The sequence below is a fragment of the Streptococcus mitis genome (assembly GCF_946190335.1).
Classification (GTDB): Bacteria; Bacillota; Bacilli; order Lactobacillales; family Streptococcaceae; genus Streptococcus; species Streptococcus mitis_CH.
In genome coordinates this window covers 263,572-282,382 of sequence record NZ_CAMHZN010000001.1, presented here as the reverse complement: position 1 = coordinate 282,382, position 18,811 = coordinate 263,572, and the positions used below count along the sequence as shown (strand labels likewise).

The 18,811-nt window shown below is 39.9% G+C and carries 20 protein-coding genes, 2 tRNA genes and 1 other annotated feature; of the genes, 18 read left to right on the top strand and 4 right to left on the bottom strand.

The features are described from left to right. The first annotated feature begins 24 nt into the window (after nucleotides 1-24). The 12 genes from N8O43_RS01490 to sufB all read left to right on the top strand — a co-directional run bounded on the left by N8O43_RS01490 (nucleotide 25) and on the right by sufB (nucleotide 9,635). The gene (locus tag N8O43_RS01490; protein WP_000037113.1) at nucleotides 25-255 is read left to right on the top strand and encodes a DUF2969 domain-containing protein; all 231 of its coding nucleotides are present in this window, start codon (nucleotides 25-27) and stop codon (nucleotides 253-255) included. Between the two features lie 49 nt (nucleotides 256-304). Further along, a tRNA-Tyr gene (locus N8O43_RS01485) sits at nucleotides 305-385 on the top strand. A gap of 9 nt (nucleotides 386-394) precedes the next feature. Continuing rightward, nucleotides 395-466: transfer RNA gene (locus tag N8O43_RS01480), tRNA-Gln, on the top strand. 161 nt (nucleotides 467-627) lie between these two features. Beyond that, nucleotides 628-1,830, top strand: coding sequence for a 30S ribosomal protein S1 (gene rpsA, locus N8O43_RS01475; protein WP_001001631.1), 1,203 nt, complete (start codon nucleotides 628-630; stop codon nucleotides 1,828-1,830). 85 nt (nucleotides 1,831-1,915) lie between these two features. Next, nucleotides 1,916-2,413 carry a GAF domain-containing protein gene (locus N8O43_RS01470; protein WP_084930115.1) on the top strand — a complete coding sequence of 166 codons (498 nt, stop codon included), beginning with the start codon at nucleotides 1,916-1,918 and terminating at the stop codon, nucleotides 2,411-2,413. Continuing rightward, nucleotides 2,413-4,068: a DNA polymerase III subunit gamma/tau gene (gene dnaX / locus N8O43_RS01465; RefSeq protein WP_084927523.1), complete on the top strand. Its 1,656-nt coding sequence runs from the start codon at nucleotides 2,413-2,415 to the stop codon at nucleotides 4,066-4,068. Before N8O43_RS01470 ends, dnaX begins: the two co-directional genes overlap by 1 nt. Nucleotides 4,069-4,095: 27 nt before the next feature. After that, nucleotides 4,096-4,290 carry a DUF3272 domain-containing protein gene (locus N8O43_RS01460; RefSeq protein WP_001081602.1) on the top strand — a complete coding sequence of 65 codons (195 nt, stop codon included), beginning with the start codon at nucleotides 4,096-4,098 and terminating at the stop codon, nucleotides 4,288-4,290. Nucleotides 4,291-4,440: 150 nt separating this feature from the next. Continuing rightward, nucleotides 4,441-5,211: a Fe-S cluster assembly ATPase SufC gene (gene sufC, locus N8O43_RS01455; protein ID WP_000114489.1), complete on the top strand. Its 771-nt coding sequence runs from the start codon at nucleotides 4,441-4,443 to the stop codon at nucleotides 5,209-5,211. Nucleotides 5,212-5,238: 27 nt separating this feature from the next. Next, complete coding sequence (gene sufD / locus N8O43_RS01450) at nucleotides 5,239-6,501, top strand: Fe-S cluster assembly protein SufD (RefSeq protein WP_261008795.1); 1,263 nt, start codon at nucleotides 5,239-5,241, stop codon at nucleotides 6,499-6,501. Between the two features lie 10 nt (nucleotides 6,502-6,511). After that, the gene (locus tag N8O43_RS01445; protein ID WP_261089182.1) at nucleotides 6,512-7,738 is read left to right on the top strand and encodes a cysteine desulfurase; all 1,227 of its coding nucleotides are present in this window, start codon (nucleotides 6,512-6,514) and stop codon (nucleotides 7,736-7,738) included. Then, nucleotides 7,725-8,165 (top strand): Fe-S cluster assembly sulfur transfer protein SufU, encoded by a 441-nt coding sequence (gene sufU, locus N8O43_RS01440; protein WP_084930118.1) that lies wholly within the window; start codon nucleotides 7,725-7,727, stop codon nucleotides 8,163-8,165. The genes N8O43_RS01445 and sufU overlap by 14 nt, the downstream gene beginning before the upstream one ends. Before the next feature lie 57 nt (nucleotides 8,166-8,222). Beyond that, a complete protein-coding gene (sufB, locus tag N8O43_RS01435) occupies nucleotides 8,223-9,635 on the top strand; it encodes a Fe-S cluster assembly protein SufB (RefSeq protein ID WP_261050120.1) in 1,413 nt (470 codons plus the stop codon). Between the two features lie 198 nt (nucleotides 9,636-9,833). On the opposite strand, the gene pbp3 is transcribed toward sufB, so the two are convergent. Further along, nucleotides 9,834-11,075 carry a D-alanyl-D-alanine carboxypeptidase PBP3 gene (pbp3, locus tag N8O43_RS01430; RefSeq protein ID WP_261089180.1) on the bottom strand — a complete coding sequence of 414 codons (1,242 nt, stop codon included), beginning with the start codon at nucleotides 11,073-11,075 and terminating at the stop codon, nucleotides 9,834-9,836. 102 nt (nucleotides 11,076-11,177) lie between these two features. Here pbp3 and N8O43_RS01425 point away from each other — a divergent pair, with 102 nt between their 5' ends. Both N8O43_RS01425 and tuf read left to right on the top strand, forming a co-directional pair. Beyond that, nucleotides 11,178-12,287 (top strand): AI-2E family transporter, encoded by a 1,110-nt coding sequence (locus N8O43_RS01425; RefSeq protein WP_261089179.1) that lies wholly within the window; start codon nucleotides 11,178-11,180, stop codon nucleotides 12,285-12,287. A 206-nt stretch (nucleotides 12,288-12,493) separates the two neighbouring features. Continuing rightward, nucleotides 12,494-13,690: an elongation factor Tu gene (gene tuf, locus N8O43_RS01420; RefSeq protein ID WP_001040726.1), complete on the top strand. Its 1,197-nt coding sequence runs from the start codon at nucleotides 12,494-12,496 to the stop codon at nucleotides 13,688-13,690. Nucleotides 13,691-14,158: 468 nt separating this feature from the next. Here the strand turns inward: tuf and N8O43_RS01415 are convergent, their stop codons facing one another. The 3 genes from N8O43_RS01415 to N8O43_RS01405 all read right to left on the bottom strand — a co-directional run bounded on the left by N8O43_RS01415 (nucleotide 14,159) and on the right by N8O43_RS01405 (nucleotide 16,712). Continuing rightward, nucleotides 14,159-14,374 (bottom strand): hypothetical protein, encoded by a 216-nt coding sequence (locus N8O43_RS01415; protein WP_261089178.1) that lies wholly within the window; start codon nucleotides 14,372-14,374, stop codon nucleotides 14,159-14,161. A gap of 281 nt (nucleotides 14,375-14,655) precedes the next feature. Beyond that, nucleotides 14,656-15,738 carry a DEAD/DEAH box helicase gene (locus N8O43_RS01410; RefSeq protein WP_261089176.1) on the bottom strand — a complete coding sequence of 361 codons (1,083 nt, stop codon included), beginning with the start codon at nucleotides 15,736-15,738 and terminating at the stop codon, nucleotides 14,656-14,658. Further along, nucleotides 15,735-16,712 carry a Gfo/Idh/MocA family protein gene (locus N8O43_RS01405; RefSeq protein ID WP_261089174.1) on the bottom strand — a complete coding sequence of 326 codons (978 nt, stop codon included), beginning with the start codon at nucleotides 16,710-16,712 and terminating at the stop codon, nucleotides 15,735-15,737. The genes N8O43_RS01410 and N8O43_RS01405 overlap by 4 nt, the downstream gene beginning before the upstream one ends. Before the next feature lie 141 nt (nucleotides 16,713-16,853). Here N8O43_RS01405 and N8O43_RS01400 point away from each other — a divergent pair, with 141 nt between their 5' ends. The 4 genes from N8O43_RS01400 (at nucleotide 16,854) to rpmA (ending at nucleotide 18,725) form a co-directional block, all read left to right on the top strand. Further along, the gene (locus N8O43_RS01400) at nucleotides 16,854-17,558 is read left to right on the top strand and encodes a YoaK family protein (RefSeq protein WP_261089172.1); all 705 of its coding nucleotides are present in this window, start codon (nucleotides 16,854-16,856) and stop codon (nucleotides 17,556-17,558) included. Between the two features lie 58 nt (nucleotides 17,559-17,616). Beyond that, nucleotides 17,617-17,704 (top strand) — a sequence feature (ribosomal protein L21 leader region). Nucleotides 17,705-17,740: 36 nt separating this feature from the next. Next, on the top strand, nucleotides 17,741-18,055 hold the full coding sequence (gene rplU, locus N8O43_RS01395) for a 50S ribosomal protein L21 (RefSeq protein ID WP_000109141.1): 315 nt from the start codon (nucleotides 17,741-17,743) through the stop codon (nucleotides 18,053-18,055). 15 nt (nucleotides 18,056-18,070) lie between these two features. Further along, nucleotides 18,071-18,415 (top strand): ribosomal-processing cysteine protease Prp, encoded by a 345-nt coding sequence (locus N8O43_RS01390; protein WP_000613699.1) that lies wholly within the window; start codon nucleotides 18,071-18,073, stop codon nucleotides 18,413-18,415. Nucleotides 18,416-18,431: 16 nt separating this feature from the next. After that, nucleotides 18,432-18,725, top strand: coding sequence for a 50S ribosomal protein L27 (gene rpmA, locus N8O43_RS01385; protein ID WP_001862201.1), 294 nt, complete (start codon nucleotides 18,432-18,434; stop codon nucleotides 18,723-18,725). The last annotated feature ends 86 nt before the right edge of the window (nucleotides 18,726-18,811 follow it).

The window sequence follows — 18,811 nt, the reverse complement described above, 5'->3', positions numbered from 1 at the left end:
AGAAAAAGTGAAGAGAGGTATGAAATGAGTAAGAAAGATAAAAAAATTGAAATTCAAGTAGCAGATGCCAAGGTTAATGTAGGAAAAGACAGTTTTGAAGGTTATACATTGACTATCGGTAAAAAAGTTATCGGAGAAATTGCCGAATTAGATGGACAATTTGCCATTATAAAGAATGGGAATGTCGATAGTTTTTATAAAAAATTGGAAAAAGCTGTGGAAATTTTGATTGAAAATTATAATTTAGCAAAATAAGTCTTGTTTTTTTGAAATTTTCATGATATAATGGTCCATGTTGATTGTAGGAGAGATAGCGAAGAGGCTAAACGCGGCGGACTGTAAATCCGCTCCTTCGGGTTCGGGGGTTCGAATCCCTCTCTCTCCATTTCATCAATGGGGTATAGCCAAGCGGTAAGGCAAGGGACTTTGACTCCCTCATGCGTTGGTTCGAATCCAGCTACCCCAGTTCTTAGGTAATAATCAAGATAAAAATCAAAATATCTTAGGGTATTTTATTTTTATAATTGAAAGACGTGAACGATATGAACATGTCCTTGCGGGTGCTTAGGAAAAAAATTATAAGTATGTCAAGTTTAAGAAGAACTTGATTGTTGGAGGATTTTTTAGATGAACGAATTTGAAGATTTGCTAAATAGCGTTAGCCAAGTTGAGACTGGTGATGTTGTTAGTGCTGAAGTATTGACAGTTGATGCGACTCAAGCTAACGTTGCAATCTCTGGAACTGGTGTTGAAGGTGTCTTGACTCTTCGCGAATTGACAAACGATCGCGATGCAGATATCAATGACTTTGTTAAAGTAGGAGAAGTATTGGATGTTCTTGTACTTCGTCAAGTAGTTGGTAAAGATACTGATACAGTTACATACCTTGTATCTAAAAAACGCCTTGAAGCTCGCAAAGCATGGGACAAACTTGTTGGTCGTGAAGAAGAAGTTGTTACTGTTAAAGGAACTCGTGCCGTTAAAGGTGGACTTTCAGTAGAATTTGAAGGTGTTCGTGGATTCATCCCAGCTTCAATGTTGGATACTCGTTTCGTACGTAACACTGAGCGTTTTGTAGGTCAAGAATTTGATGCTAAAATCAAAGAAGTTGACGCTAAAGAAAACCGCTTCATCCTTTCACGTCGTGAAGTTGTTGAAGCAGCTACTGCAGCAGCTCGTGCTGAAGTATTCGGTAAATTGGCTGTTGGTGATGTTGTAACTGGTAAAGTTGCACGTATCACAAGCTTCGGTGCTTTCATCGACCTTGGTGGTGTTGACGGATTGGTTCACTTGACTGAATTGTCACACGAACGTAACGTATCACCAAAATCAGTTGTAACTGTTGGTGAAGAAATTGAAGTGAAAATCCTTGATCTTAACGAAGAAGAAGGACGCGTATCACTTTCACTTAAAGCAACAACACCTGGACCATGGGATGGCGTTGAGCAAAAATTGGCTAAAGGTGATGTAGTAGAAGGAACAGTTAAACGTTTGACTGACTTCGGTGCATTTGTTGAAGTATTGCCAGGTATCGATGGACTTGTTCACGTATCACAAATTTCACACAAACGTATTGAAAATCCAAAAGAAGCTCTTAAAGTTGGTCAAGAAGTTCAAGTTAAAGTTCTTGAAGTTAACGCAGATGCAGAGCGCGTATCACTTTCTATCAAAGCTCTTGAAGAGCGTCCAGCTCAAGAAGAAGGACAAAAAGAAGAAAAACGTGCTGCTCGTCCACGTCGTCCAAAACGTCAAGAAAAACGTGATTTCGAACTTCCAGAAACACAAACAGGATTCTCAATGGCTGACTTGTTCGGTGATATCGAACTTTAATCAAATTGAAAATTCACAAAATCCTTTGTTTACTAAACAAGGGATTTTTCTTTTGTCTGTAAGCCTTTTTTGATATAATAGTCCTATGTTAGAATCAGAAAAAAAATCACGTTATCAAATGTTAAATGAGGAGCTCTCTTTTTTATTGGAAGGCGAAAACAATGTTTTGGCTAATCTTTCCAACGCCAGTGCTCTTTTAAAATCGCACTTTCCTAATACTGTATTTGCAGGCTTTTATTTATTCGATGGAAAGGAATTGGTTTTAGGTCCCTTCCAAGGAGGCGTTTCCTGCATCCGTATTGCACTAGGCAAAGGTGTTTGTGGGGAGGCAGCCTACTTTCAGGAAACTGTTCTGGTTGGTGATGTAACAACTTATCCCAACTATATTTCTTGTGATAGTCGAGCTAAAAGTGAAATTGTTGTCCCAATGATAAAGAATGGTCAACTACTTGGAGTTCTGGATCTGGATTCTTCAAAGGTTGATGATTATGATGCTATGGATCGAGATTATTTGGAACAATTTGTCGCTATTTTGCTTGAAATGACAGAATGGGACTTTACAATGTTTGAGGAGAAAGCCTAATGTATCAAGCACTTTATCGAAAATATAGAAGTCAAAACTTCTCCCAGTTGGTTGGACAGGAAGTTGTGGCTAAGACTCTTAAACAAGCAGTGGAGCAAGAGAAAATAAGTCATGCTTATCTTTTTTCTGGTCCACGGGGAACGGGAAAAACCAGTGTAGCCAAGATTTTTGCCAAAGCTATGAACTGTCCAAATCAAGTGGGTGGTGAACCTTGTAATAACTGCTATATTTGTCAAGCAGTGACAGATGGTAGTTTAGAAGATGTCATTGAAATGGATGCTGCCTCTAATAACGGGGTGGATGAAATCCGTGAAATTCGTGATAAATCTACCTATGCGCCTAGCCTTGCTCGTTATAAGGTTTATATCATAGATGAGGTTCACATGCTGTCTACAGGAGCTTTTAATGCCCTCCTAAAGACGCTGGAAGAGCCAACACAGAATGTGGTCTTTATTTTGGCCACTACTGAATTGCACAAGATTCCTGCCACTATTCTATCCCGTGTGCAACGTTTTGAATTTAAATCGATTAAGACACAGGATATTAAGGAACATATCCACTATATTTTAGAAAAAGAAAATATCAGTTCTGAACCAGAGGCTGTGGAAATCATTGCCAGACGGGCTGAAGGTGGAATGCGAGATGCCTTGTCTATTTTGGATCAAGCCTTGAGTTTGACACAGGGAAACGAGCTGACGACTGCCATCTCTGAAGAAATTACTGGTACCATTAGTCTATCAGCCTTGGATAATTATGTGGCTGCCTTATCTCAACAGGATGTTCCCAAGGCTTTGTCTTGCTTGAATCTTCTTTTTGACAATGGTAAGAGTATGACTCGTTTTGTGACGGATCTTTTGCACTATTTAAGAGACTTGTTAATTGTCCAAACAGGTGGAGAAAACACTCATCATAGTCCAGTCTTTGTAGAGAATTTGGTACTTCCTCAAGAAAATCTGTTTGAAATGATTCGCTTGGCGACAGTCAGTTTAGCAGATATTAAGTCTAGTTTGCAGCCCAAGATTTATGCTGAGATGATGACTATCCGTTTGGCAGAGATTAAGACTGAAGCAGCTCTTTCTGGGGCAGTTGAAAGTGAAATTTCTGCACTGAGACAGGAAGTTGCCCGTCTCAAACATGAACTGGTAAATGTAGGAACTGTATCTAAGCCAACAAATCCAGCTCCTAGTCGTCCAACAGCAGGCAAAACAGTCTATCGTGTGGATCGTAATAAAGTTCAATCTATCCTACAAGAGGCCGTTGAAAATCCTGATTTAGCACGCCAAAATCTGATTCGCTTGCAGAATGCCTGGGGAGAGGTAATTGAAAGTCTAGGAGGCCCTGATAAGGCTCTGCTAGTTGGTTCTCAACCGGTTGCGGCCAATGAACACCATGCTATTCTTGCTTTTGAGTCTAACTTCAATGCTGGTCAAACCATGAAACGGGACAATCTCAACACCATGTTTGGTAACATCCTCAGTCAGGCAGCAGGTTTTTCACCCGAGATTTTAGCTATTTCCATGGAAGAATGGAAAGAAGTTCGTGCAGCCTTTTCAGCCAAAGCTAAATCTTCTCAATCTGAAAAAGAAGCAGAAGAAAGCCTGATTCCAGAAGGTTTTGAATTTTTGGCTGATAAAGTGAAGGTAGAGGAAGACTAAAGAAAGATTTCATGATACAATAAGTTTATGAATAGACAACAATTTATTATCATCGCGCTGTTTACAGCTGCTGAGACCTATTTTTTCAATGAAGCCTGGATGACTGGTCGCTATATTATGGCAGCCTTTTGGGCCATTTTGCTCTTTAGAAATTTCCGAGTAAGTTACTTGATGGGCAAGATTGTAGATGTCATTGACCAGCATTTAAAAGGAAAAGACTAGTCCTCAGCTTCTAGACAAAATCAAAGCCTTTTAGGCTTTTTTTTGTTATACTATAAAAGTATATTTATTGACCTTTTACCGTATTTTCTAGGGAAATCAAGTATGTTTCCAGTAAGCACTGTAAAGGCCTTGAAAAAGAAAGGAATTATCATGTCAGTATTAGAGATCAAAGATCTTCACGTTGAGATTGAAGGAAAAGAAATTTTAAAAGGGGTTAACCTGACCCTGAAAACAGGAGAAATCGCCGCTATCATGGGACCAAATGGTACTGGTAAATCGACTCTTTCTGCCGCTATCATGGGAAATCCAAACTATGAAGTTACCAAAGGTGAAGTCTTGTTTGATGGCGTAAACATCCTTGAGTTGGAAGTGGACGAGCGTGCGCGTATGGGACTTTTCCTTGCTATGCAATACCCATCAGAAATTCCTGGTATTACTAACGCTGAGTTTCTTCGTGCAGCCATGAATGCTGGGAAAGAAGATGATGAAAAAATTTCAGTTCGTGAGTTTATCACTAAATTGGATGAGAAGATGGAATTGCTCAACATGAAAGAAGAAATGGCTGAGCGTTACCTCAACGAAGGCTTCTCTGGTGGTGAGAAAAAACGTAATGAAATTCTTCAACTTTTGATGTTGGAGCCAACATTTGCCCTTTTGGATGAGATTGATTCTGGTCTTGATATTGATGCCCTTAAAGTTGTTTCTAAAGGTGTTAATGCTATGCGTGGTGAAGGCTTTGGTGCTATGATTATCACTCACTACCAACGTCTTTTGAACTACATCACACCTGATGTGGTACACGTCATGATGGAAGGTCGCGTTGTCCTTTCTGGTGGTCCAGAATTGGCTGCGCGTTTGGAACGTGAAGGATACGCAAAACTAGCTGAAGAACTTGGCTACGACTACAAGGAAGAATTGTAATTCCCTCGTATCTTTTAGGAGAAGTAAATGACTAAAGAAAATATTAAACTTTTTTCAGAAATGCATGCTGAACCAAGCTGGTTAGCTGATCTCCGTCAAAAAGCTTTTGACAAGATTGAGACTTTGGAATTACCAGTTATTGAGCGTGTCAAATTCCACCGTTGGAATCTGGGTGATGGAACGATTACAGAAAGTGAGCCATCAGCAAATGTTCCAGATTTCACAGCTCTAGATAATCACTTGAAATTGGTTCAAGTAGGAACTCAGACTGTTTTTGAGCAAACTCCAGTTGAATTAGCTGAACAGGGTGTTGTCTTTACAGACTTTCACTCAGCTTTAGAAGAAATTCCAGAGCTTATTGAGGAATTCTTCATGTCATCAGTTAAATATGATGATGATAAGTTGGCAGCCTACCATACAGCTTACTTTAACAGTGGTGCTGTTCTCTATATTCCTGATAACGTGGAAATTGCTGAACCAATCGAAGGAATTTTCTATCAAGACAGCGATAGCGATGTGCCGTTTAACAAGCATATTATGATTATCGCTGGTAAAAACTCTAAGATTAGTTATCTGGAACGTTTAGAGTCACGCGGTGAAGGAAGCGCCAAAGCAACTGCTAATATCACAGTAGAAGTAATTGCGCGTTCTGGTGCTCAAGTGAAGTTTGCTGCGATTGACCGTCTAGGTGAAAACGTCACTGCCTACATTAGCCGTCGTGGTAAATTAGGCAACGATGCAAGCATTGACTGGGCTATTGGTGTCATGAACGAAGGGAATGTCGTTGCGGACTTTGATAGCGACTTGATTGGAAATGGTAGCCATGCAGATCTCAAGGTTGTAGCTCTTTCAAGTGGTCGTCAGGTACAAGGGATTGATACTCGAGTGACGAACTATGGTTGCAACTCAATCGGAAATATCCTACAACATGGGGTTATTCTTGAAAAAGCAACCTTGACCTTCAATGGTATTGGCCACATTATCAAGGGTGCTAAGGGAGCAGATGCGCAACAAGAGAGCCGTGTTCTTATGCTTTCAGACCAAGCGCGTTCAGATGCCAATCCAATTCTTTTGATTGACGAAAATGATGTTACTGCAGGTCACGCGGCTTCTATCGGTCAGGTAGATCCAGAAGACATGTACTACCTCATGAGCCGTGGTTTAGATAAGGTAACTGCAGAACGTTTGGTTGTCCGTGGTTTCCTTGGCTCCGTTATCGTTGAGATTCCAGTCAAGGAAGTTCGTGATGAAATGATTGCAACTATAGAAGAAAAATTGTCAAAACGCTAAGGGGTAGCCTATGTTAGATGTAGAAGCGATTCGCAAGGATTTTCCAATTTTAGACCAGATTGTTAATGATGAACCATTGGTTTATTTGGACAATGCTGCGACGACACAAAAACCACTGGCAGTTCTGGAGACGATTAACCGCTACTATGAGAACGACAATGCCAATGTTCACCGTGGTGTTCATACCTTGGCAGAAAGGGCGACAGCTTCTTATGAGGCAGCTCGTGAAACCATTCGTAAGTTTATCAATGCAGGGTCTACAAAGGAAGTTCTCTTTACTAGAGGAACGACAACCAGTCTGAACTGGGTGGCGCGCTTTGCAGAGGAAGCCTTGACTGAGGGAGACCAGGTTTTGATTTCTGTCATGGAACACCATTCCAACATCATTCCTTGGCAGGAAGCCTGCCGCAAGACTGGGGCAGAGCTTGTCTATGTCTATCTTAAGAATGGAGCTCTGGATATGGATGATTTGCGAGCTAAATTGACTGATAAGGTGAAATTTGTCTCCCTTGCTCACGCCTCAAATGTTCTTGGTGTGGTCAATCCAATCAAAGAAATTACTCAATTGGCCCACCAAGTGGGAGCTATCATGGTGGTGGATGGTGCTCAATCTACGCCTCATATGACGATTGATGTCCAGGATTTGGATGTGGACTTCTTTGCCTTTTCGGGTCACAAGATGGCGGGTCCAACTGGTATTGGTGTTCTTTACGGTAAAGAAAAGTATCTAGAACAAATGTCACCAGTAGAATTTGGTGGTGAGATGATTGATTTTGTCTATGAGCAATCTGCTAGTTGGAAGGAATTGCCTTGGAAATTCGAGGCAGGAACTCCTAACATGGCTGGTGCAATTGGACTTGCTGCGGCAGTGGATTATCTAGAAAAGATTGGTATGGATGCCATTGAAGCCCATGAACAGGAACTGATTGCATACGTCTATCCAAAACTGCAGGCGATTGAAGGATTGACTATTTACGGTTCGCAGGACTTGGCTCAACGTTCAGGTGTCATTGCCTTTAACCTAGGTGATCTTCATCCGCACGACCTTGCGACTGCTTTGGATTATGAAGGAGTGGCTGTTCGAGCAGGTCACCATTGTGCGCAACCTTTGCTCCAGTATTTGGATGTTCCAGCAACAGCTCGTGCAAGTTTTTATATCTATAATACAAAGGCAGATTGCGACAAGCTAGTCGATGCCTTACAAAAGACAAAGGAGTTTTTCAATGGCACTTTCTAAACTAGATAGCCTTTATATGGCAGTGGTAGCGGACCATTCGAAAAATCCACATCATCAAGGAAAGTTGGAAGATGCTGAACAAATCAGTCTCAACAATCCAACCTGTGGGGATGTCATCAACCTCTCTGTCAAGTTTGATGCAGAGGACCGTTTGGTAGATATTGCTTTTCTAAACTCAGGATGTACGATTTCAACTGCCTCTGCTAGTATGATGACAGATGCCGTTTTAGGCAAGACCAAACAAGAAATCTTAGAACTTGCGACCATTTTTTCTGAAATGGTTCAAGGGCAAAAAGATGAGCGTCAAGACCAACTTGGAGACGCAGCCTTCTTATCAGGCGTTGCAAAATTCCCTCAACGAATCAAGTGTGCAACCCTAGCTTGGAACGCCCTGAAGAAAACAATTGAAAATCAAGAAAACAAGTAAGGCAAGTTTCTTTTGTCTTATGAATCAGTAGAAATGAAGAATGAAAGAAAGGATATTATGGCTGAAGAAAGAGTAGAACCAAAACCAATTGACCTTGGTGAATATAAATTTGGTTTCCATGATGATGTAGAGCCTGTCCTATCGACAGGAAAAGGATTGAATGAAGATGTCATTCGTGAACTATCAGCTGCAAAGGGAGAACCTGAGTGGATGCTAGAATTCCGTTTGAAGTCTTATGAAACCTTCAAAAAAATGCCCATGCAAACTTGGGGAGCAGACTTGTCAGAGATTGATTTTGATGACTTGATCTACTACCAAAAACCATCTGATAAACCAGCTCGTTCATGGGATGAGGTTCCTGAAAAAATTAAAGAAACCTTTGAACGTATCGGGATTCCTGAAGCTGAGCGTGCTTATCTAGCTGGTGCCTCTGCCCAGTATGAGTCAGAAGTGGTTTACCACAACATGAAGGAAGAGTTCCAAAAATTGGGGATTATCTTTACAGATACGGATTCTGCCCTCAAGGAATACCCAGACTTGTTTAAACAATACTTTGCTAAGTTGGTACCGCCAACAGATAACAAATTGGCTGCCCTTAACTCAGCAGTATGGTCTGGTGGAACCTTTATCTACGTACCAAAAGGGATCAAGGTAGATATCCCACTTCAAACTTACTTCCGTATCAATAACGAAAATACTGGTCAGTTTGAACGTACCTTGATTATCGTTGATGAGGGAGCAAGTGTTCACTACGTAGAAGGATGTACAGCGCCAACTTATTCAAGCAACAGCTTGCACGCTGCCATCGTAGAAATCTTTGCCTTAGATGGTGCTTATATGCGTTATACAACCATCCAAAACTGGTCTGATAACGTCTATAACTTGGTAACCAAACGTGCTAAAGCCTTGAAAGATGCGACTGTTGAGTGGATTGATGGAAACTTGGGTGCCAAGACAACTATGAAATACCCATCTGTTTACCTTGATGGAGAAGGGGCGCGTGGAACCATGCTTTCTATTGCTTTTGCTAATGCAGGGCAACACCAGGATACTGGAGCTAAGATGATCCACAACGCTCCACATACCAGCTCGTCTATTGTGTCTAAATCCATCGCTAAAGGTGGAGGAAAGGTTGACTACCGTGGACAAGTAACCTTTAATAAAAACTCTAAGAAATCTGTCTCTCACATCGAGTGTGATACCATTATCATGGATGACTTATCAGCATCAGATACTATTCCGTTTAATGAAATTCACAACTCACAAGTCGCTTTGGAACACGAAGCTAAGGTATCTAAGATTTCAGAAGAGCAACTCTATTACCTCATGAGCCGTGGATTGTCAGAATCTGAGGCAACTGAGATGATTGTTATGGGATTTGTAGAGCCATTTACAAAGGAGCTTCCAATGGAATATGCTGTTGAGCTGAACCGTTTGATTAGCTATGAAATGGAAGGATCAGTTGGGTAAAATTTGTTTTTATACTCTTCGAAAATCTCTTCAAATCACGTCAGCTTTATTTACAACCTCAAAGCGGTGCTTTGAGCAACCTACTACTAGCTTCCTGGTTTGTTCTTTGATTTTCATTGAGTATTAGATTTACTCAAAATCAAGGATTTTGAAGATGAACTTGTAACAAAAAAATCGCGGTTTAAAATCGCGATTTTTTTATAATTTTTCGTTGATGAAGCGGATAAACTGATTCCACCAAACTTTTAAGAAGAAGGCTTTTTCAACTTTCTTTTCTGCTACCATTTCAAAACTAGGACGTTCTGTGGTGATGTAACCTTGACCAATCAAGTCCTTGTCTTCATAAGTCAAATGTCCAACCACAGTTCCGGCTTCAAGTGGTGCTGGTATTGCCTTAGAATCAGGTGTGAATTGAATAGTTTGGGACGATTGTCCCCCAACACGTTCAATAAGAGTGATATCATCTTTGGCAACGGCAGTGACCGCATCTTCTTTTCCATCTTGTACAGGAGCTTTACTATCTTGGTAGGCATCGCCTTTTTGAACGATTTTACGAAGCGTGAATGTAGAAGAGATATAATCCATTAGTGAAGATGTAGCTGTGAAGCGAGCGTAAGGATTATTGTCTTGATGTTCCGCATTCAAAACAACTGTGATAACCCTCATCCCTTTTTCGAAAGTAGTACCAACAAAAGATTCTCCAGCTTTGTCTGTTGTTCCTGTCTTAAGGCCATCAAAACCACCGCGATAAGCAGGCATACCTTCTAACATGTAGTTGGTAGAAGTGATTGTCATTCCTGCAAAAGTAGAAGAAGGTTTTTTCGTGATTTCCAAGACTTGTGGGTATTTTTTGATGAGATTGCGAGCAACGATAGCGACATCATAAGCACTGAGCTTATTTTCCTCATCTTTTTTAGATCCTGGGTAAATGTTATCCCCAAGAGTCTCATTGTTAAGACCTGTCGTATTGACAACAGTAGCATCCTGAATTCCCCATTCCAAGAGCTTTGCCCGCATCATATCGACGAAATCTTTTTCTGAGCCAGCAATTTTCTCAGCTAGGGCAATAGCCGCACTGTTAGCACTAGATACTAGGGTTGCTTCAAGTAGTTGTTCGACGGTATAATTACGAGCTTCCATAGGAACATTACTTGCTTCAGAATTTGTCGTTAATTTGTAAGGATAATCAGAAATATCTACCGGAGTTGATAGTGTAATACTGCCGTTTTCCAAGGCTTCATAGACAAGATAAACCGTAATCAATTTTGTGATTGAAGCAATTTCAACTGGCTGGGTTGCATCTTTCTCATAGAGAATTTTACCAGTATTCGCCTCAACGGCAATGGCATGTTTAGCAGCAATATTAAAATCTTGAGCAGCAACAGTAGATGCTGAGCCAATAACGGAAAGGCTTAAAAGAGTTAAAATTATTTTTTTCATAGTAAGTTTATTCTATCATAAAGAAAAAAATATTCCCAGTTTCATGATATAAGAAAGAAGCTTTTTTGAAAGTGTGGTAAAATAGATGAATGGAGGTAGCTCATGTTTCGTAAGAATAAATTATTTTTTTGGACCAGTGAGATTTTATTATTAACAATCATTTTTTACTTATGGAGAGAGATGGGGGCTATTATCACGCCTTTTGTAAGCGTTGCAAACACCATCATGATTCCTTTTCTTCTAGGAGGTTTTTTATATTATTTGACCAATCCTATTGTAAATTTTTTACAAAAGTATTTCAAAATTAATCGTATCATTGGTATTCTACTAACCTTGTGCGCCTTGGTCTGGGGGCTAGTTATTGGGGTCGTCTATCTCTTACCGATTTTGGTTAATCAGTTGACCAGCTTGATTGCGACTAGTCAGACTATCTATAGTCGTTTACAAGATTTGATTGTGGATTTATCTACTTATCCAGCCTTTCAAAATTTGGATATTCAAGCGACTATTCAACAGTTAAACCTATCCTATGTAGATATTTTACAAAATATCCTAAATAGCGTTACCAATAGTGTCGGAAGTGTTCTATCTGCTCTCTTTAGTACTGTTTTGATTATTATCATGACCCCTGTATTTTTAATTTATTTTTTGTTAGATGGTCACAAATTCTTGCCGATGCTCGAGCGTACTGTTTTAAAGCGAGATAAGTTGCATATTACAGGTCTTTTAAAAAATTTGAATGCAACAATCGCTCGCTATATTAGTGGAGTTGCCATTGATGCGATTATTATTGGTTGTTTGGCCTTTATCGGATATAGCGTAATCGGTTTGAAATACGCTTTGGTCTTCGCTATCTTTTCAGGATTAGCCAATCTCATTCCTTATGTAGGCCCAAGTATTGGTTTGATTCCGATGATTATCGCCAATGTCTTTACTGATCCTCATAGAATGTTGATTGCAGTTATTTATATGCTGATTATTCAACAAGTGGATGGAAATATTCTCTACCCTCGTATCGTAGGTGGTGTGATGAAAGTCCATCCAATTACGATTTTAGTATTGCTTTTGTTATCAAGTAATATCTATGGTGTCATTGGTATGATTGTTGCAGTACCAACCTATTCTATCTTAAAAGAAATTTCTAAGTTTTTATCACGTTTGTATGAAAATCATAAAATAATGAAAGAACGAGAAAGAGAATTAGCTAAGTAAAAGTCAGGAAATTCCTGATTTTTCTTTTTCATTAAAGAAGTGATAGAAGTAGAAATACCGTTTAGATTAGCAGATTAAGAATAATTCACAAAAACTTTGTAAAACACTTGCAATTTAGCTGAAATTTGATAAAATAGTAAGGAAAGTTAGACTGTATTGCCTACTGTCTATCTATAAAATATATTTTATTGGAGGCTTTTACTCAAATGGCAAAAGAAAAATACGATCGTAGTAAACCACACGTTAACATTGGTACTATCGGACACGTTGACCACGGTAAAACTACCCTAACTGCAGCTATCACAACTGTTTTGGCACGTCGCTTGCCTTCATCAGTTAACCAACCTAAAGACTATGCGTCTATCGATGCTGCTCCAGAAGAACGCGAACGCGGTATCACAATCAACACTGCGCACGTTGAGTACGAAACTGAAAAACGTCACTACGCTCACATCGACGCTCCAGGACACGCGGACTACGTTAAAAACATGATCACTGGTGCCGCTCAAATGGACGGAGCTATCCTTGTAGTAGCTTCAACTGACGGACCAATGCCACAAACTCGTGAGCACATCCTTCTTTCACGTCAGGTTGGTGTTAAACACCTTATCGTCTTCATGAACAAAGTTGACTTGGTTGACGACGAAGAATTGCTTGAATTGGTTGAAATGGAAATCCGTGACCTATTGTCAGAATACGACTTCCCAGGTGACGATCTTCCAGTTATCCAAGGTTCAGCTCTTAAAGCCCTTGAAGGTGACACTAAATACGAAGATATCGTTATGGAATTGATGAACACAGTTGATGAGTACATCCCAGAACCAGAACGTGACACTGACAAACCATTGCTTCTTCCAGTCGAGGACGTATTCTCAATCACTGGACGTGGTACAGTTGCTTCAGGACGTATCGACCGTGGTATCGTTAAAGTCAACGACGAAATCGAAATCGTTGGTATCAAAGAAGAAACTCAAAAAGCAGTTGTTACTGGTGTTGAAATGTTCCGTAAACAACTTGACGAAGGTCTTGCCGGAGATAACGTAGGTGTCCTTCTTCGTGGTGTTCAACGTGATGAAATCGAACGTGGACAAGTTATCGCTAAACCAGGTTCAATCAACCCACACACTAAATTCAAAGGTGAAGTCTACATCCTTACTAAAGAAGAAGGTGGACGTCACACTCCATTCTTCAACAACTACCGTCCACAATTCTACTTCCGTACTACTGACGTTACAGGTTCAATCGAACTTCCAGCAGGTACTGAAATGGTAATGCCTGGTGATAACGTGACAATCGACGTTGAGTTGATCCACCCAATCGCCGTAGAACAAGGTACTACATTCTCTATCCGTGAGGGTGGACGTACTGTTGGTTCAGGTATGGTTACAGAAATCGAAGCTTAATTCGATTTAGTTCCCAGAAGAACAATTATTTAAGTCAGACACTAAAAGAATCTTGCTTTGCAAGGTTCTTTTTTTTGATATAAAAAGATAGACCTGGTAAAGTCCAGATCTATCTAATGAATTATTTCCAAGTGACTAGTTTGCTCCAAACACTAACATTCGATATAGTGGAGGTTTCACCAGCTGGAACCCATTTGTTGGTGCCTAAGTACCTGACTTCTAATTTACGAACGTTTACTGTGTAAGATGCTTTTAGTCTAATATAACCATAAGTGTAGGGTGGTACGTTATGCGAGACTGAGTGATTTAAACGAATACTCTTCGAAAATCTCATCAAACCATGTTGGCTTCGCCACATTTGGAGTCTTCAAACTGTTCTTTGAGTAACCTATTGCTAGCTTCCTAGTTTGCTCTTTGATTTTCATTGAGTATAATTATAAAAAATTTCCATTCTTCATGAGTAAAAGATTATTTTTTCAATCCTTTGAAAGTCATAATACAACCCGAAAGGATACTGAGAGTTCCTATAGGTCTCCAATATAGCTCCCAAAAGAATAAATTTATTCTTTCTTTCAGTGTCGCATAGGGTTCGGCATAATAGGGGTTGATGTGAAATAATAAAAAACCAAAACATAAGACTATGATTCCGGCTAAGAATAAAATGTCCTTATTTACTTTTCTCATAAAACCTCCTTTTATTTAATTTAAAGCGCTTTCTATTATTAGTATACGTCAAAAAAAGAAAAAAACAAGTCTATTTATTCATTTATTTTTATGGTATAATAGAATAGTTGGAGAGTTTTTATATAGCTTTAAAAGGCTGATGTGAAACACCTTGTATTTTGCAAAAGAAAAATCTCTCGTTCAAATAAGAGTAATAGAAAAGTGAACTACATCCTCAAAGTTAGATTTTTTGTCTGACTTTGGGGATGCAGTTCATTTTTTACCAAGCCTCATTGGGGGCTTTATTTTATATAGAGTTCTTGATTTTTTAGGACAATTTCACGGACATTTACAAACTTCTTAAGTTTTTTGAGTTCTTCAGGATGGGTTACGAGAGTGATAACATAACCTTCCTTGCCCATACGACCAGTACGGCCGGCACGATGAGTGTAAGTTTCGATATCTCTTGGGATATCAAAGTTTACGACACATTCGAGGCTATCGATATCAATTCCACGTGCCAGAAGGTCTGTTGCAAGAAGCAGGGTTAGTTGCTTGTCTTTAAACTTTTCTAAGATGACTTTTCTGAACTTGACATTGACATCACTAGCGAGGGAAACAGCCAAGATATCCCGATACTGTAGTTTTTCTTCTGCACTTCCAAGGTCTGATAGGCTGTTAAAGAAGACAAGACCTCGGAAATTCTCTACATGAGCCAGTTTTCGTAGCATATCCACTCGGTGACGTTGATCTACCTGCATGTAGAAGTGCTGGATGTTGTCCAATTTTTGGTCAGAGAGATCAATGGTACGTGTGTTAGGCGCAATCTTCTTTTGGTCAAACTTGGTTGTCGCACTCATATAGACAAGTTGGTGGTCACGAGGTGCGTAGTGAGTAATTTTCTCGACAAAGTGTATCTGAGAATCATCTAGTAATTGGTCGAATTCATCCAGGATGATGGTTTCCACATTCATCATCTTGATTTTTTTCAATTTAATCAGTTCAAAGATACGGCCAGGGGTTCCAATCAGAATTTCTGGTCCTTTTTTGAGTCGTTCAATTTGACGTTTTTGACTCGAACCTGATAAGAAGAGTTGGGTAGTTAAGCAGATAGCTTCAGCCCACGTTTTACATACATCAAAAATCTGTCCAGCAAGCTCAGTATTTGGTGCTAGAATCAAGAGTTGTTGGGCTTTTTTCTTTTGTAGTCTGAGAAGACTTGGTAGAAGGTAAGCTAGGGTCTTACCAGTTCCTGTTGGGCTCACTCCTAGGAGGTTTTCTCCAGCAAGAAGGGGCTCAAATAGTTGAGTTTGAATGGGAGTGAATTCTTGGAAACCGAGTTGGTCACTCAGTTCTTGCCATTCAGTCGGTAGTTTGTTTTTCATTTTTCTGCCTCAAATCTAATGCCAGCAGTCTGGCGCATGGTATATAGTAGGTCATGAACAGAGCTTGCATCGTCCAGCCAAGTCTGGTAGAGTGTCTGGTCTGGTTGCTGGATCATCTGTGCAAATGCAGCGACTTCCTCAGTCATCGTATGAGGAGCCTGTTGGATAGGGAGTTGGACTTGATGTCCTTGGTGGTCGGTAAAAATAGCTGAGCGAATATGCTCAATCGTGTTGAGAGTCAAGGTTCCATCTGTCGTATAAATCTCGCAAGGAAGATTGGAAGTGATGTTTTTCCCAGCCTTGATGTGAACCTGAAATTCTGGATAGAAGAGGATACCGTCTCCATTTAGGTCAATGCTATTGTCAAGCTGTTGAGCACGGTAAGTCACGTCATTAGCTTTTCCAAAAAGACGAACGGCAGCATAGAGGGGATAAATCCCCAAATCCATAAGAGCTCCACCAGCAAAACTGTCTGAAAAGACATTAGGTGTCTTCCCAGCCAACAAATCTGGCATTTTGGAAGAATACTTGGCATAATTGAAATCAGCTCCTAAGATTTGCTTGTCTGCCAAAAAGTTTTTGATAGTAGTGAAAGCTTTCTCGTGATAATTACGAGCTGCTTCAAAGATAAAACAATTATTTTTCTCAGCTGTTTGAATCAAATTCAGCCATTCTTGTGGTTGAGTGACAGCTGGCTTTTCAAGAATAACGTGTTTACCAGCAGACAAGGCAGCTTGTGTCTGAGCAAAATGTAAGGAGTTTGGACTGGCGATATAGACTACATCAAAGGAAGTCTTAAAGAAGTCCTCTAATTGATCGAAGAGTTGGATATCCTGATAGCGAGAAGCAAAGACTGCTGCAGTTTCTAGTTTTCTAGAATAGACTGCGACCAACTGGTATTCTTCACTGGTATGGGCTGCTTCTATGAAGTGATGGCTGATAGCACCTGTTCCGATGACACCTAATTTAAGCATAGATACTCCTTTTCCGATTTTAAATCCTTCTTTCATTATAACATAGATAGATGTGACTATCCAACAAGGGGTAAAAAATTTCAAATAAGCTACTAGGCCTTTTCCAAAGAAAGTGGTACAATAATGAGATGAGTAAATGAAATGGGAGGAAAAATGAGGTTACTGCCTATAAGAAAAATATCACGTCAGTCTAAGAGGCTAGCGCTTTTTTTGACGTTTTGTGCAGGATATGTTGATGCCTATACTTTTATTGTTCGAGGGAATACTCTTGTTGCTGGACAAACTGGAAATGTCGTCTTTCTATCAGTGGGACTCATTCAACAAAATGTGTCAGATGCCAGTGCTAAAGTAATGACCTTACTTGCTTTTATGATGGGGGTCTTTTTACTAACTGTTTATAAGGAAAAATTGAGAATTGTGAAAAAACCTATTCTGTCCTTGATTCCTTTGGCAATCCTATCAATCATTATTGGTTTTGTACCACAGACTGTAGATAATATCTATTTAGTACCGCCCTTGGCCTTTTGTATGGGGTTGGTGACAACCGCTTTTGGAGAAGTATCGGGTATTGCTTACAACAATGCATTTATGACAGGAAATATCAAACGGACCATGCTGGCTTTTGGAGATTATTTTAGAACTAAGCACACTCCTTTTTTGCGTGAAGGTTTCATATTTGTTAGCCTGCTTAGTAGTTTTGTCCTTGGTGTTGTCTTTTCAGCCTATTTGACGATTTTTTATCATGAAAAGACCATTCTTGGTGTTCCTATTATGATGAGCATTTTTTATCTCAGCATGCTTTTTGCTTCATGGCAGAAAAAAGTAAAAGAAAAAGCTTCATTTTAGGTGTTATTACTTGTAAGAAAATAGGAGATATGTTATACTTGAAGAGTTGACTATGCACGTTCCTGTGCAACCGCACGAACATCGTTGCTTGATTATTCAAGTTTAAGTGGTTCGTCCCACGATGCTAGGCGAGTCTTCACAAAAAATTCGGGGAAACCCATAAAAATCATAGGAGGTGCATAATGAGCACATACGCAATTATCAAAACTGGCGGAAAACAAGTTAAAGTTGAAGTTGGTCAAGCAGTTTACGTTGAAAAATTGAACGTTGAAGCTGGTCAAGAAGTTACTTTTAACGAAGTTGTTCTTGTTGGTGGTGAAAACACTGTTGTCGGAACTCCACTTGTTGCTGGAGCTACTGTAGTTGGAACTGTTGAAAAACAAGGAAAACAAAAGAAAGTTGTTACTTACAAGTACAAACCTAAAAAAGGTAGCCACCGTAAACAAGGTCACCGTCAACCATATACAAAAGTTGTCATCAACGCAATCAACGCTTAATTTTAAGGAGAACACATGATACAAGCAGTCTTTGAGAGAGCCGAAGATGGCGAGCTGAGGAGTGCGGAAATTACTGGACACGCCGAGAGTGGCGAATACGGCTTAGATGTCGTGTGTGCATCGGTTTCTACGCTTGCCATTAACTTTATCAATTCTATTGAGAAATTTGCAGGCTATGAACCAATCCTAGAATTAAACGAAGATGAAGGTGGCTATCTGATGGTTGAAATTCCAAAAGATCTTCCTTCACACCAGAGAGAAATGACCCAGTTATTCTTTGAATCATTTTTCTTAGGTATGGCAAACTTATCGGAGAACTCTTCTGAGTTCGTCCAAACCAGAGTTATCACAGAAAACTAACACGGAGGAAAACATTATGTTAAAAATGACTCTTAACAACTTGCAACTTTTCGCCCACAAAAAAGGTGGAGGTTCTACATCAAACGGACGTGATTCACAAGCGAAACGTCTTGGAGCTAAAGCAGCTGACGGACAAACTGTAACAAGTGGATCAATCCTTTACCGTCAACGTGGTACACACATCTACCCAGGTGTAAACGTTGGACGTGGTGGAGACGATACTTTGTTCGCTAAAGTTGAAGGCGTAGTACGCTTTGAACGTAAAGGACGCGATAAAAAGCAGGTTTCTGTTTACCCAATCGCTAAATAAAAAGGTCCAGTGAACCTTTTTATCCCGAGCCTTGAAATGTAAAGGCGAGGAAGCTAGAAGTAGCATTAAGTAAGGCTTTCCGAGTT

What these genes read in the sequence shown, in the direction of transcription:
- N8O43_RS01490 (WP_000037113.1), top strand. Translation starts at nt 25, where the DNA reads ATGAGTAAGAAAGATAAAAAAATTGAAATTCAAGTAGCAGATGCCAAG.
- rpsA (WP_001001631.1), top strand. Translation starts at nt 628, where the DNA reads ATGAACGAATTTGAAGATTTGCTAAATAGCGTTAGCCAAGTTGAGACT.
- N8O43_RS01470 (WP_084930115.1), top strand. Translation starts at nt 1,916, where the DNA reads ATGTTAGAATCAGAAAAAAAATCACGTTATCAAATGTTAAATGAGGAG.
- dnaX (WP_084927523.1), top strand. Translation starts at nt 2,413, where the DNA reads ATGTATCAAGCACTTTATCGAAAATATAGAAGTCAAAACTTCTCCCAG.
- N8O43_RS01460 (WP_001081602.1), top strand. Translation starts at nt 4,096, where the DNA reads ATGAATAGACAACAATTTATTATCATCGCGCTGTTTACAGCTGCTGAG.
- sufC (WP_000114489.1), top strand. Translation starts at nt 4,441, where the DNA reads ATGTCAGTATTAGAGATCAAAGATCTTCACGTTGAGATTGAAGGAAAA.
- sufD (WP_261008795.1), top strand. Translation starts at nt 5,239, where the DNA reads ATGACTAAAGAAAATATTAAACTTTTTTCAGAAATGCATGCTGAACCA.
- N8O43_RS01445 (WP_261089182.1), top strand. Translation starts at nt 6,512, where the DNA reads ATGTTAGATGTAGAAGCGATTCGCAAGGATTTTCCAATTTTAGACCAG.
- sufU (WP_084930118.1), top strand. Translation starts at nt 7,725, where the DNA reads ATGGCACTTTCTAAACTAGATAGCCTTTATATGGCAGTGGTAGCGGAC.
- sufB (WP_261050120.1), top strand. Translation starts at nt 8,223, where the DNA reads ATGGCTGAAGAAAGAGTAGAACCAAAACCAATTGACCTTGGTGAATAT.
- pbp3 (WP_261089180.1), bottom strand. Translation starts at nt 11,075, where the DNA reads ATGAAAAAAATAATTTTAACTCTTTTAAGCCTTTCCGTTATTGGCTCA.
- N8O43_RS01425 (WP_261089179.1), top strand. Translation starts at nt 11,178, where the DNA reads ATGTTTCGTAAGAATAAATTATTTTTTTGGACCAGTGAGATTTTATTA.
- tuf (WP_001040726.1), top strand. Translation starts at nt 12,494, where the DNA reads ATGGCAAAAGAAAAATACGATCGTAGTAAACCACACGTTAACATTGGT.
- N8O43_RS01415 (WP_261089178.1), bottom strand. Translation starts at nt 14,374, where the DNA reads ATGAGAAAAGTAAATAAGGACATTTTATTCTTAGCCGGAATCATAGTC.
- N8O43_RS01410 (WP_261089176.1), bottom strand. Translation starts at nt 15,738, where the DNA reads ATGAAAAACAAACTACCGACTGAATGGCAAGAACTGAGTGACCAACTC.
- N8O43_RS01405 (WP_261089174.1), bottom strand. Translation starts at nt 16,712, where the DNA reads ATGCTTAAATTAGGTGTCATCGGAACAGGTGCTATCAGCCATCACTTC.
- N8O43_RS01400 (WP_261089172.1), top strand. Translation starts at nt 16,854, where the DNA reads ATGGGAGGAAAAATGAGGTTACTGCCTATAAGAAAAATATCACGTCAG.
- rplU (WP_000109141.1), top strand. Translation starts at nt 17,741, where the DNA reads ATGAGCACATACGCAATTATCAAAACTGGCGGAAAACAAGTTAAAGTT.
- N8O43_RS01390 (WP_000613699.1), top strand. Translation starts at nt 18,071, where the DNA reads ATGATACAAGCAGTCTTTGAGAGAGCCGAAGATGGCGAGCTGAGGAGT.
- rpmA (WP_001862201.1), top strand. Translation starts at nt 18,432, where the DNA reads ATGTTAAAAATGACTCTTAACAACTTGCAACTTTTCGCCCACAAAAAA.